Origin of the sequence: Mycobacterium sp., from assembly GCF_050700595.1 — a bacterium.
Taxonomy (GTDB): Bacteria; Actinomycetota; Actinomycetes; order Mycobacteriales; family Mycobacteriaceae; genus Mycobacterium.
Window position 1 is genome coordinate 1 of record NZ_JBOHHI010000059.1, and the last position, 12,758, is coordinate 12,758.

Annotated in this window: 12 protein-coding genes and 1 pseudogene; 8 read left to right on the plus strand and 5 right to left on the minus strand. The window is 63.6% G+C overall.

All coding sequences use genetic code 11. The annotated features are described in order from the left end of the window. The 3 genes from ACRDTL_RS05770 to ACRDTL_RS05780 all read right to left on the minus strand — a co-directional run. Nucleotides 1-2,485, minus strand: a 2,485-nt coding sequence (locus ACRDTL_RS05770; RefSeq protein ID WP_431505772.1) for a non-ribosomal peptide synthetase, incomplete at its 3' end; no start/stop codon positions are given. A gap of 775 nt (nucleotides 2,486-3,260) precedes the next feature. After that, nucleotides 3,261-3,443, minus strand: coding sequence for a hypothetical protein (locus ACRDTL_RS05775; protein WP_431505761.1), 183 nt, complete (start codon nucleotides 3,441-3,443; stop codon nucleotides 3,261-3,263). Next, complete coding sequence (locus ACRDTL_RS05780; RefSeq protein ID WP_431505762.1) at nucleotides 3,443-3,664, minus strand: hypothetical protein; 222 nt, start codon at nucleotides 3,662-3,664, stop codon at nucleotides 3,443-3,445. Before ACRDTL_RS05780 ends, ACRDTL_RS05775 begins: the two co-directional genes overlap by 1 nt. A 76-nt stretch (nucleotides 3,665-3,740) precedes the next feature. On the opposite strand from ACRDTL_RS05780, the gene ACRDTL_RS05785 reads away from it, so the two are divergent. Next, complete coding sequence (locus ACRDTL_RS05785; RefSeq protein ID WP_431505763.1) at nucleotides 3,741-3,899, plus strand: hypothetical protein; 159 nt, start codon at nucleotides 3,741-3,743, stop codon at nucleotides 3,897-3,899. On the opposite strand, the gene ACRDTL_RS05790 is transcribed toward ACRDTL_RS05785, so the two are convergent. Both ACRDTL_RS05790 and ACRDTL_RS05795 read right to left on the minus strand, forming a co-directional pair. After that, nucleotides 3,896-4,063, minus strand: coding sequence for a hypothetical protein (locus ACRDTL_RS05790; protein WP_431505764.1), 168 nt, complete (start codon nucleotides 4,061-4,063; stop codon nucleotides 3,896-3,898). The two genes, ACRDTL_RS05785 and ACRDTL_RS05790, sit on opposite strands and share 4 nt — an antisense overlap. Nucleotides 4,064-4,220: 157 nt before the next feature. Next, complete coding sequence (locus tag ACRDTL_RS05795; protein WP_431505765.1) at nucleotides 4,221-5,462, minus strand: cytochrome P450; 1,242 nt, start codon at nucleotides 5,460-5,462, stop codon at nucleotides 4,221-4,223. A 293-nt stretch (nucleotides 5,463-5,755) separates the two neighbouring features. Here ACRDTL_RS05795 and ACRDTL_RS05800 point away from each other — a divergent pair, with 293 nt between their 5' ends. The 7 genes and pseudogenes from ACRDTL_RS05800 to ACRDTL_RS05830 all read left to right on the plus strand — a co-directional run. Then, entirely contained in the window at nucleotides 5,756-6,988 is a 1,233-nt protein-coding gene (locus ACRDTL_RS05800; protein ID WP_431505766.1) for a DUF1214 domain-containing protein, read from the plus strand. Next, nucleotides 6,985-8,130, plus strand: a complete 1,146-nt coding sequence (locus ACRDTL_RS05805) for a sulfotransferase family protein (RefSeq protein ID WP_431505767.1) — start codon at nucleotides 6,985-6,987, stop codon at nucleotides 8,128-8,130. The genes ACRDTL_RS05800 and ACRDTL_RS05805 overlap by 4 nt, the downstream gene beginning before the upstream one ends. Beyond that, nucleotides 8,117-8,833, plus strand: a complete 717-nt coding sequence (locus tag ACRDTL_RS05810; RefSeq protein ID WP_431505768.1) for a TetR/AcrR family transcriptional regulator — start codon at nucleotides 8,117-8,119, stop codon at nucleotides 8,831-8,833. The genes ACRDTL_RS05805 and ACRDTL_RS05810 overlap by 14 nt, the downstream gene beginning before the upstream one ends. A gap of 10 nt (nucleotides 8,834-8,843) precedes the next feature. Then, nucleotides 8,844-9,647 carry an SDR family NAD(P)-dependent oxidoreductase gene (locus ACRDTL_RS05815; protein WP_431505769.1) on the plus strand — a complete coding sequence of 268 codons (804 nt, stop codon included), beginning with the start codon at nucleotides 8,844-8,846 and terminating at the stop codon, nucleotides 9,645-9,647. Nucleotides 9,648-9,797: 150 nt separating this feature from the next. Then, complete coding sequence (locus tag ACRDTL_RS05820; protein WP_431505770.1) at nucleotides 9,798-10,907, plus strand: aromatic ring-hydroxylating oxygenase subunit alpha; 1,110 nt, start codon at nucleotides 9,798-9,800, stop codon at nucleotides 10,905-10,907. Next, nucleotides 10,907-12,475, plus strand: coding sequence for an AMP-binding protein (locus ACRDTL_RS05825; RefSeq protein ID WP_431505771.1), 1,569 nt, complete (start codon nucleotides 10,907-10,909; stop codon nucleotides 12,473-12,475). The genes ACRDTL_RS05820 and ACRDTL_RS05825 overlap by 1 nt, the downstream gene beginning before the upstream one ends. Nucleotides 12,476-12,491: 16 nt before the next feature. After that, nucleotides 12,492-12,758, plus strand: a pseudogene (locus tag ACRDTL_RS05830) (nuclear transport factor 2 family protein); the annotation flags it as partial.

Below are 12,758 nucleotides of genomic sequence, written 5' to 3' on the forward strand. Positions count from 1 at the left end.
AATCCCCGCTGCGATACATCCGCGTCCCCGGCCCGCCGAACGGACACGCCACAAACCGCGACCCGGTCAACCCCGACCGGCCCACATACCCGACCCCCACCCCGGTACCGGCCACATACAACTCCCCGACCACCCCCACCGGCACCGGGCGCAACCAGCCGTCGAGCACCACCAGCGCCGCCCCCGACACCGGCGCACCGATCGGCACCACGTCGGGGCCCGCCGTCAGCGGCGCGCTGATGGCCGCACACACCGTGGCCTCGGTGGGGCCGTAGGCGTTGAGCATCACCCGCCCGGGCGCCCACAAGTCGACCAGCCCGGCCGGGCAGGGCTCCCCGGCCACCACCAGCGCCACCGACTCCAACCCCTCGGGGGACAGCATCGCCACCGCCGACGGGGTCTGGGTTAACACGCTGACCTGTTCGGTGACCAGCAAGGTGTGCAGGTCATGTGGTGAGCGGGCCACCTCGTCGGGCACCACCACCAGCCGCCCACCGTGCAGCAGGGCACCGAAGATCTCCCACACCGAGGCGTCGAAGCTATAGGAATAACACTGCGACCACACCTGCCCAGGCGCCGCCAAACCCGCATCCAGCGACGCCAGCAGTTGGGTGATGTTGTGGTGGGTGATGGCCACCGCCTTGGGAGTGCCGGTGGTGCCCGAGGTGTAGATGAGGTAGGCCATGTCATCCGCCGCCGGCGGGGGTGGGGCGGTGCTGGGCTCGGTGGCGATCGTGGGGTCGTTGACATCGAGGACCGCCAGATCATGGCCGTCCAGCCGTGAGCGCAGGGCGGTGGTGGTGATCGCCGCGATCGGGGCGGCGTCATCGAGCAGGAACTCGATCCGGGTCGCCGGCAGCGCCGGGTCGATCGCCAGATAGGCCGCCCCGGTCTTTAACACCGCCAGCATCGCCACGATCGCCTCGGCCGAGCGTGACATCAGCAGCGCCACACACCGCCCGGGGCCCGCACCGTGGCCGGTCAACCGGTGCGCCAGCCGGTTAGCGGCCTGCTCCAGTTCGCGATAAGTCCACGAACGCCCCCCGCAGCTGATCGCCACCGCCTGCGGGACACGGGCCACCTGCGCGGCGAACACCGCCGGAACCGACACCGGCGTGGGTGCCGGCGCGCTTAGCACCGCCCGGTTACCGATCTCATCCAACCGGGCGTGCTCGGCCTTGTCGAGCAAATCGATCGACGACAACCGCCGCCCCGGATCAGCCGCCATCGCCACCAGCACCCGCAGCAACCGCTTCACCAAATCGCGGACATCAGAATTCGAAAACAATTGCCCAGCACCCGGCGTGCTGAGAAAAAGCTGGTCACCGTCCCTAAAGAAAACCAGCTTAAACTGATCCCCGAGGCCATCATGGGTCACGGTCGCCGATACCGCAGAACCAGCAAGATCCGCCATGTGTGTAGTCGGGATGAAATTAACAACTACCCGATTCGACGCCTGCTCGAAGCCGCGGAAAGGCGCCTGGTTCGCAATAGCGTGCACCGGGAACCGCTGATGCTGCAACGTTTGCCGGATTTGGGCATCGACATGCTCACAAAAACCGGCAACGGTAGAACGCGGCGAAGCTTTCAACACCAGTGGAACCACCCCGGAAATCATTCCGGGCACCAGCTTTGACTCCGGACGCACACGCCTGGTTACCGGAAAATCGAACACGACATCCGAACTCTCGACGTCGCACCCGTGCACCAGCAGCGCACATGCCGCGGTAATCACCGACGAGCGACGCATCCCCAACGCCCGTGCTAACTCCTCGATTCCGGAAACCGCGGAAGGGTCCAACTGGACCGGTGCGGAAGATTCATTCGGATCATGCCCGCCCGCGTCGTGCGCCAGCTGATAACCCGATTCACTTTCCGGCGGGAGGTGTCTAGTCCAATAGGCCCGATCATCCAGATAATCGGCGGACGCTTCGTATTCTAGCTCGCACTCAATAAGATCACGCAGCGACCCAAAAGAATCGGGAGGAATCGACGTGCCAGAAGCAAGTGCGTTATAGACAGTTGCGATCCGATGGAGAACAAAAGCAAGGCCGATGCCATCTACGACTATATGATGGCAGCACGCGAACCAATAAAATTCGTCTGCCCGCGTTTGTAACAACGCAAAATTGAACAGCGGGCCACTAAGCGGCATCACCGTGCGTTGGATCGATGATGCTAACCGATAAGCCTCGTGTGCAGGATCCCTCGAACCCATGAGATCATAGCGAGCAAGTTCGACGTCCGGATAATCAACCAGCTTTTGGAAAACCTGGCCATCCACCTCGAAAAAAGCGGCTCTCAGTGGTTCGGCTTCGCGCAGCACTTGACGGATCGCCGACTTCAGCAAACCAGGGTCGATCTTGCCCGCGATTCGCATAAGCACGCCAAGTTGCCACCTGGCATCGAAGCGACCCGTTTGCTCCGCAAGCCATATATCCAGCTGTCGGCGCGTCAGCGGAAGCGCCCGCTCGTCGAGTTTCATCCGACCTTTCCACCCCACGCGGCTTAGGCTCTCATGACGTTGTCCACCGTGGATCTGCATCGCGCGCGCGTTGCTGGAGTTGTGCTGTGCTGGCGCGGTCCGGCGCCGCGCGGCCTACAGGCGCGGCCCTCACGCGCGTCAGGGCGCTACGCATCGCGATGGCGTTCGGCCACTGTTGACCAGTGAGCGTCTCCACACCCTGGACACGGCCAAAAGTGCAGGTCAAAGAGCGCGCGGCCCAGACCGCACCTTGAGGACACGCAGAGATCCAACCCATATCAATAGATCCACCCCATGTCGACAGATCCACCCCACATCAATAGATCCACCCCATGTCGATACATCCACGGTTTTCATATCAAAAAACGCGGCCCTGCGCGGGCCTTCGCGCAGACTCTTCGGCCGTATGTCGATCTCTACTGTGGCCTTCACCGTGTACTTCCTTGCTCCGCGTGGTTTCGATGCGGCTTTGCAGCCGCAGTGCGCACACCGGGGGCGATGTGTCGTTGGGCGATTCTCTGCACAATGCGACGACGACCCGAAGATGCATTGCTGTACGCGGTCTGCCGGGGACGGGCACACTTGATCTTGAGCAGGTCGCACCCTAGTTCGGAGACTGTCGCTTGCCGGGCCTCGCCAAGGGGTACGTCGGTGATGGCGGTCCGCAGCACGTGTCCACGGGGCGAAGTCCAACGCAGGATTTCTTCCACAGCTGAGTTGAACAGCTCTGGGTGCTCGCGCAGTCGCTGCCAGCAAGCCGGATCTTCGGCGAAAGCTACCCGGGCACCGGATACCGCGACGGAGTCGTTTCAAGCCCACTGGTGAGCATGCCGTCGCAATGCAGCAAAATCTCATCGTCGGTGAGTGGACGGTCGTCCACGGTTGACCGGGACAGCGTGGTCACAACGTCGTCCTGCGGATTGGTTCTGCGCTGGTGTAGCGGGTCATTGAGGTACATCAGTAATTCATCGTGGGCTTCGGCGGCGCAACATTGGTGGCGTGGGCGGCGTCGGTCAGTCTGCCCAGTTCTGCCCAGTCCGCGTGCGGTATTCCCAGCAATCGCGCAAGCACTTGGCGGGCGATTATGGCGCCGAGGCCTTTGCCGGCGTCGAAGGCGCCACTCCGTGCAATCAGTTTGGCGAGCAGGTTTTCGATATCGTGTTCGATACCGGAATGCATCCGATCAACTGCCGAACTTGACAGCCACGCCGAGTGTGCGGCGCGCAGTCTGCGGTGATTGGCACCATCCGTTACGATGAGCATTTTTCCGGAAGCCAACGCGACCGCACGGGCGTTGGCGCCCAGACCCATCCCCGCGCCTGATGCGAACTGTGCGGGATTTTGCAGCACCTGGCGCGCGAAGTGGTGGGTGGTGACGGACCAGAATTCGCCGCGGGTGGCCGAGACGGTCTAAGCAATTGGATGCTCGCGGCGCGCCACCTGCCACACCTTGAACCGGCTGGGCGCAGCGTGAAACGAGGGATCGGCCGGGTCGGTAGGTGTTGTGTCACGCTGCCAAATGGGCCAGCGCAAGTTCAGCCCACTCAACGGGTGGTCGGGCAAATCCGTCTGATCCATGTCTCGATGATTTAAGTGATCACGTTCGGGGCGGAGTGATTTCGGAGTCGAGGTAACCAGCCGAGCGCAGCTCGGTCCAGTCCGCGCTGCGCATTCGCGAGTAATCCAACCCAGCGACGATGCGGGCCGCGAACCGGCCTGAGGAGAGGCTGGGCAATTACCGCGCGGTCAGCGAGATCGCCATCGCGTCGTAGATCGACATGTTCGTCAGCAGGCTCGGGTGAGCCACGGTGGCCGGGCCCAGCTCGATGTCGTCGCAGCGCAACAGCAGTTCGTCGAACACGGCACGCAGCTCGGCGCGCGCCAGCATGGCGCCCAGGCAATGGTGTGGCCCGCCGCCGCCGAACGCGACGTGCGGATTGGGCGACCGGCCGATGTCGAAGCGGAACGGCTCGTCGAACACCTCCTCGTCACGGTTCGCCGAACGCAGCATCGACACGATGCGCTCGCCGGCGGGGATGTGCTGACCGTCGATCTCGATGTCGACCTTGGTGGTGCGCGTCCAGTACGCCACCGGTGTCGCCCAGCGCAGCACCTCCTCGACGGCACCGGGTCGCAGTGCCTCGTCGTCGCGGTACCCCTCGATCTGCTCGGGGTTGGCGACGAACGCCTGCAGCCCGGCGGCCAGGGCGTTCTTGGTGGTGTCGCTGCCGGCGAACGCCAGCACGAAGAAGAAGATCTCGAGTTCGTTGGCCGGCAGCGCGAACTGCTCACCGTCTTCCCCGGTGATCACCGCCGATGCCAGTGTGCTCCAGATGTCGTCGGCGGGGTTGCGCCGCTTGGCGGCGGTGAGCTCGAGCGCATAGCCGAAGATCGTGGCGTATACCTCGAGCTCTTCCTGTTCGGTGCGCCGCGCCTTCGGCGAGCGGGCGGTCAGGATGCGGTCGAACGCGTCGAAGATCCGGGGCCGGTCGTCGTCGGGCATGCCGATGATGTCGCCGATGACCGTCATCGGCAGCGCGTCGGCGACGTCGGCGATCCAGTCGCCGCCGCCGCGGGCCAGCAGGTTGTCGATCATCTGCGCGGCGCGGGCCCGAATGCCGTCCTCGAGCCTGGCGATCGCCCGTGGCGTGAACGCGCTCGAGATGAGCTTGCGGCGTTTGTTCAACTCCGGCTCGTCCATGTTGATGATCGTCGGGTACGACGAGAAGGTGTCCATGGGCTGGATCAGCGGGCCGTCTTTCGCGGTGAACGAGTCGGCGTCGCGGTGGATGCGCACCGCATGCCGGTGCTTCGTGGTAATCCAGAAGTCGCGCTGGACGCCAATCTTGGCGACGCCTGGGGTGCGGGAGTGGCGGAAAAGCAGCCGGTTGCGTCGTAGATCGGCGAACAGCTCGTCCGGAAAGCCGTTGCGCCACAAGCTGAAATCCGAGAGGTCGATGTGAGCCGTCATCGTCATGGTCCACCTTCATTTCGTGCGTAGCGGCTTCGGGTAGCAACGGCGCCAAAGCCGCTATCTTTGCTATTTAAGCATGTTGGACGGGTTGCCCGCAGCTGAGGGTTGGGGTAGTCCGCGAAACGGCGGGGCTGCAGCAACGGTGTTTTCCGGGATGCGGACGCTGCCGCCGCCGGTGGCGGATGAGAACCCGGTATTGACAGATGTGCCTTCAGGTGTGATAGTTCATGGACTCTAAAGCGAAAATGATGTTTTCAGTATTCAGATGTCAGGACGTCGATGAGTGAGCTGCGCAGATGAACGGCGGGCCGGCGAAACCCGCGGCGTGGTTACCGTTTTCGATCGCCGAGGCCTCATTCTCGGAGGGTGCTCACCCCGACGACCTTGATGTGGCGCAGGGATGGGAACACCTGCTCGATCGGTTGACCGCGGCGGCGGACCTGGTGACGGGCAGCCCCTTCGCGCGTAACCGGCTGGACCACGCTGCTGGTCTGCGACATCTGTTGGTACTGGCTGCAATGGGCATCGACGAGGCGCTGCGGTTCGATCCGGATCCGATACTGGGCATCTCGCGAACTTCTACTGACGACGTCCTGACCTGGGGTATGGACTGTCCCGATGCGATCTATACCCGCGCGATGCTGCGGGGTGGCCTGACCTATCGGTTGTTCGGCAACCGCGGCACCGCCCGTTACGTCGGGCTGCAGACGATGAATGGGATCGTGGCAACCGCGAACGCGCTGGTCGACGAGCTTGAGGTGGATCCCGAGGGCAACTTCGAAGTAATCATCTCCGCGGATGAGCGCGAGGGAAACTGGATGCGGATCGACGGCGACAACCCAACCTTGGTTGTCCGCCACTTCTTCTACGACTGGAACACCGAGGTGCCTTCGTCGTTGCGGATTGAACGGATCGGGACCGGCTCGGAGTGCGGACGTCAGACGATCGATCAGGATGTGGTGGTATCGCGGCAACTAGTGGCGCTCGGTGAGTTCGTGTACGCCAACCTGAAGTTCTTCCACGACTGGGGCGGCACGCCACCCGCTAACGGGTTTCTTGCCCCGATCGACCTCTCCTCGGTGGGCGGGGCGGCGGAAAATCGACCGGTAATCGGTCGCTGGGAACTCCAGCCGGACGAGGCGTTGATCCTTGAGGTGAAGCCGCCCAATGGTGTCTACTGGAGCTACTCACTGGGCAATCCATGGTGGGAGACAATCCATTACGGTCGGCATCAATCCAGCCTCAATGCTCATCAAGCCGTGGTCGACTCGGACGGACTTCTTCGCACCGTCGTGTGTTCGCACGATCCGGGTGTCGCGAATTGGCTCGACACTGCCGGATATAGCAACGGCGCGATGATCCTGCGCTGCGTGCGCACCGATACGGCCCCGATGCCGACCACGCGCGTGGTGAAGGTCGACGAAATTCCATCGGCGTTGCCCGGAGAAACCAAAACGGTCACGGCCCAGGAGCGGGCGGCAATCATCGCAGCCCGTCGCCGTGCGGTGCACGCGAGGTTCGCGCGGTGAGTTTCTCCGCTGACGAACTCGAGGAAGGAGCGCGTGCAGCCACGGGCCTTGATGATTTCGGCTCGCACTATTACCGCGAAGGCCTGGAACGCATCGTTGCGGCGCTGAACACCGAGGCCGGTTTGAACGAGATGGGGACGGTAATCCAGCACGCGACCATCAGTAATGCCCTCATACAACGTTTGAAGATCGAGCACGCTTACAAGCAGCATCCGGAGATCGACAGCGGGGTGATTGAGGGACCACTCTTCATCATCGGTCTACCGCGCACGGGAACGACGGCTCTCAGCCAACTGGTAGGCGCCGATCCTCAGTTCCGCTCGCTACGGATGTGGGAGTCGCAAGCCCCGACGCCGCCGCCCGAGGCGGCCACTCAACACGACGACCCTCGCATTGCGCAGGCTCAGGCGGGTCTGGACATGTTGAACGACATGTTCCCGCTCATGAAAACCCTGTACAACTCGGAAGCGACTGCGGCGACCGAATGTCAGGACATCATGGGAATGAGCTTCCGTACAGTGCATTTCGACGGAGTCGTACGCGCTCCGAGGTACCTGGACTGGGTCATGCGCTGCGACATGCTTGAGACGTACAGCTACCACCGGCGAGTGCTCAAACTCCTCCAATGGCATTGCCCACCCAACTTGTGGCACCTCAAAACCCCCGTGCACATGTTCTCGCTCGACGCACTCATCGCCGCCTATCCAGAAGCGAAATTCATGTGGAGTCATCGTGATCCGGCGAAAGTGATGGGATCGGTGTGCAGTCTCATTCGGTACGTCCGCAGCTGGAGCAGTGACCGCGACGCTCCTGAAGAACTCGGCGCCGAACAGCTTCGATGCTGGGCAGAAGGTGTTCGAAGGGCGATGGACTTCCGCAAGCGATTCGGCGACGACCGCTTGGCCGACGTCTCTTTCGCTGAGTTGCAGACCGACCCAGTGAATACGCTGAAGAACAGTTACGACCGGCTTGGCCTGAGTTTTACCGAAGACACCCACCGCTCGGTGCAGCATTGGGCCAGTAGTCACCAGCCGGGATCACGCGCAGCGCACGAGTACGAGTTGTCCGACTACGGACTGACACCCGAACATGTCCGTGACCATTTCGCTGACTACCTGGCGACCTACGATGCGACGGGTTGAGCCGGAAATCCCTTCGGCGACCACGAAGACGGGTGCGACGCGGCGAGGACGAGAGAAGCTGCCCCCGGACCGGGGTACACGGATCGCACTGCTGTCCGCGGCGTCAAAGACCGTCCGGGAACGAGGTGTCCGCGCGTTGACGATTGCCGATGTCCTAACCCGGGCAAAACTGGGCACGCGCGCTTTTTATCGACACTTCGACTCGAAAGATCAACTTGTTCAAGCGGTATTTCTGGAGATGGCGCGCGTCGAGATGCGGCGATTGCGCCGCAAGATGGCATCGGCGTCGAACCCGGTTGAGGCGGTGGCCGCATGGATCGACGGGCGGCTCGATCTTGCTTTCGACATGACCGTTCGGTCCGGCCTGCGCATTCTGTCACTCGAAGCGCAATCGCAGATGTTTGCCGCTCCGGAAGTGGTGAGTCCGGCGTACCGGGAGATGTTGACGCCGCTTATCGACCAGCTCGAACTCGGCACGCAGCAAGAGATCTTCGCCGACATCGATCCGCTGACCGACGCGGAGTTGCTGCATGGCGCGATATGGGCATGTGTAGAGAGGCAGTGGGCTACCGGAAACTGCGATCGCGCCAAAACTCGGGAAGCAGCGCTGCGTTTCTGCCTGGGTGGTCTGGGGGTATCGGCGGACTTGATCGCGCGGATCATCGGTTCGGCCACGGCCGGTACGGCCGACGTCGTCACATAGAGGAGACACTGTGGATCTGGGCTTCGTCGGCTCGAAAGCCGTTGTTACAGGCGGCAGCAAGGGGATGGGATTGGCCATCGCAGAGGCGCTCGCCGCGGAGGGCGCGAGCGTCGCCGTTATGGCGAGAGGCAAATCGGCGCTCGACGCCGCGGTGGACTCCCTGAAAGCGGCGGGGGCGCCTGATGCCGTCGGGATCAGCGTAGATATGTCCGATGCCGAATCGATCGCCGCCGGATTTGCAGTATTGGCAGATCGCTGGGGCAAATTCAACAGCTTGGTCCACACGATCGGTCCGGCAGACGGCTATTTCGAGGAGATGGACGACTCGGACTGGGAGGCCGCGTTCACGCTCGGCACGATGTCGGGAGTCCGATCGATTCGCGCCTCGTTGCCGATGCTTCGGGCCGCCGAATGGGCCCGGATCGCGACATTGTCTGCGCACTCGATACAGCGGCAGAACCCGCGGATCGTCGCCTATACCGCGTCGAAAGCGGCCCTGAGCAGCGTGACCAAGAACCTGTCGAAAAGCCTGGCCAAGGACGGCATCCTGGTGAACTGCGTGTGTCCGGGCACCATCGTGACGGCAAGCTTCACCGAGGTACTCAAAGATATCCTCGCTGCCGACGGACTCGACGCTGCAAACCCGCGCGACGTGATGCAGTGGATCGACGACAATTTTCATCAGCCCTGCGACCTCGGTCGCGCCGGGCTCCCTGAGGAAATCGCATCCATCACCGCCTATCTGGTGTCGCGGCGCAATGGGTACGTCACCGGTGCGACGGTGAACGTCGACGGGGGTTCGGACTTTGTCTGATGCGATGATGCCCGAGTTGGACGGTCGAGAGCCCGGGATCGGCCGGCCCCGAGTTTCATTGCTCAGTTGACGTTGAATTTCTAAAATAGTAAAAATAGACAGGAGTCTTCCGGGCGCTGGGATCGAGGCTGCGCGGGGAACGGAGAGGTAGTGACGCACACCGTTTCGGACGTCGACCCGTCGGAACGCGAATTCGGGCCGAGCGGCATCAGCCTGTCACCGTACCGGTTCCCGACGGGCTGGTTCATCGTCGGCTTCGCCTCTGACCTGGCCGTCGGGGAGGTCAAGCGGGTGCACTACTTCGGCGAGGAGTTGGTGCTGTTCCGCACCGAGTCGGGCCAGGTGCACGTGCTGGACGCCTACTGTCAGCACCTCGGCGCGAACCTCGGCGTCGGCGGCACCGTCGAGGGCGAGAACATCGTCTGCCCCTGGCACGGCTGGCGCTGGCGCGGCGACGGCACCAACGCGCTCATCCCATACAGCAAGATCGGCTGTAAGCAGAACGTGCGCATCCGCACCTACCCGAGCACCGATTGGTACGGCTTCATCCTGGTCTGGCACGAACGCCACGGCCGGCTGCCGTACTGGCAGCCGCCGGTGCTGGCCGAATTGGAGACCGACGAGTACTACCCGCTGCACCCGCACACCCGCATGCTCAACCGGGTCAAGGTGCACGCGCAGATGATCATCGAAAACGCCGCCGACCCGTATCACGTGCAATATGTGCACAAGGCCGCCAATCCCGCGAACACCGCGTCGTTCGAGGTGTCCGGCTACCACCTGCACGCCACGGTCAACGCTCACTTCGGTGGCGGCCGCGCGCAAACCTGGCTGACCCCGAACGGGCCGGTGGACGCCAAGATCGTCTACGACAACTACTCGCTGGGCATCGGAATCGTCCGTTTCCCCAGTGAGCTGGTCGCCACCATTCAGGTCACCGGGCAGACACCGGTCGACGAGGACTACACCGACTACTTCTACACCCAGGCATCGGTGCGCGAGCCCGGTGATACCGGCGAGGCGCCCGGCGGTCGGGCGGCGCGATTCCTTGCGCTGCAACAGGAAGTCATCAAACAGGACTTCTTCACCTGGGAGAACATGAAATACCTGGAGAAGCCCAACCTGGCGCCCGAAGAAGCCCGCGACTACGCGGCGCTGCGGCGCTGGGCCCACCGTTTCTACCCGGGCGAGGCGCCTTCGCCCGATGACTTCGGATACACGCCCGACGGTCAGCCGGACCCGGCGGCCGCAGCAGTCTAATGCCCGTCGGGCCCGCTGATTTCGGTGTGGATCAATTCAGCGTCTCAGCGGTGCTCGATCGTCGCGCCGGGCAGTTTCCCGACCGGGTGATGATGTCGATCGCCGGTACACAGGTGACGTTCGAGCAGATGCGGCAGCGATCGCGCGCCGCGGCGAGTGCCCTGCGGGACATCGGTATCCGCCGCGGAGATTGCGTCGCGCTGTTCACCACGACCTGTCCCGAATGGATCTACTTCTGGTTGGGGGCGGCGCGGATCGGCGCGGTGACCGCGGCGGTGAACGCCGCCAACAAGAGCGAGTTCCTGCTGCACGCCCTGCGGCTGGCACGGGCGAAGGCGATCCTCACCGACGCCGAACGACGTCCGCACGTCGCCGAGGTGGCCGGCCGGTTGCCGATGCTGAGCGACATTCTGGTACGGGGTGATTCGCTCGGTGCCGCGCTGGCACGCGGCGCGGCCGCTCCGGTATCGGACGAACCCGGCGAACCAGGAGAGACGGGATCACTGTTTTTCACCTCGGGCACCACCGGCGCGTCGAAGGCGGTGGCCACCAGCTGGCATTACCTGTTCACCGCGGCGGCGACGGTGGCGTCGGCGTGGAAATTCAGCCGGGGCGAGGTGTTGTGGACGGCGATGCCGTTGTTTCACCTCAGCGCCGCGCCGTCGGTGTTGGCACCGATGCTGGTCGGCGGAACCACGGTGCTGGCACCGGCTTTTCACCCCGCAGCGGTGTGGGACGACATCCGCGCCTGCGGCGCGGTCGGCTTCGCCGGCGCCGGCGCGATGGTGTCGATGCTGTGGAACCAGCCGCCGCATCCACTTGACGCACAGCTGCCATTGCGGTTCATCTCCGCGGCGCCGATCGATGCCGCCCACTCCCGTGGCATCGAAAAGCGTTACGGCTGCCGAATTGTCACCATGTACGGCATGACTGAGGCTTTTCCGCTCGCGGTCAAGGGTGTCGACGACGACGGCGTACCCGGGACATCGGGCCGCCCCAACCCCGATTTCGATGTGCGCATCCTGGACGCCGGCGGTGATCCGGTGCCGCCCGGAACGGTCGGCGAGATCGCATGCCGGCCCCGGCACCCGCACGCAATGAGCGAGGGGTATGTGAACAGTGATGGTGGTGTGGACCCGCACCCGGAGTGGTTCCGCACCGGGGACCTCGGGATGCTCGATGACGAGCAGAACCTGACTTACCTGGACCGGGTGAAGGATTCGCTGCGCCGGCGCGGCGAAAACATCTCGTCGGTGGAAGTGGAAGCCGCGGTGATGCAGCATCCGGCAGTGGCCGAGGCCGCTGCCGTCGCCGTGCCCAGCGAGCTGGGCGAGGACGACATCCTGCTGATCGTGACGCTGAATCCGGCGTCGTCGCTGCATTACGCCGAGCTCTTGGACTTCTGCGCTGAACGCATGCCGTACTTCTGTGTACCGCGGTACGTCGAGATCATGACCGAAATTCCGAAGACCATCATCGGGCGGGTACGCAAGGATGTTCTGCGCGCCCGAGGTGTGGTGCCCGGCGCCTGGGACCGGGAAAGCCACGGATACATCGTCAGCCGGTGACATTGGGAGAGCCACGATGAGCATGACCTACCAACAGCAGTACGTACTGGACGGCGTGGCAGGACGCGACGCCATCCTGAATCTCACCGCGCGATACAACCGGTGCTGGTCCGACGGCGACCGCCACGGCTGGATCGCGACGTTCCGGCACTCCGGAGCGAGCATTACTCGCGACGGCGACGAGTTCACCGACCTGGGCGCTGCCTTCGACGGTGGCGGCCGGCAACGGCTGGTCAGCGTCGATCACGAGATCAGCGTCGACGGCATCAATGCCACCCAGCGC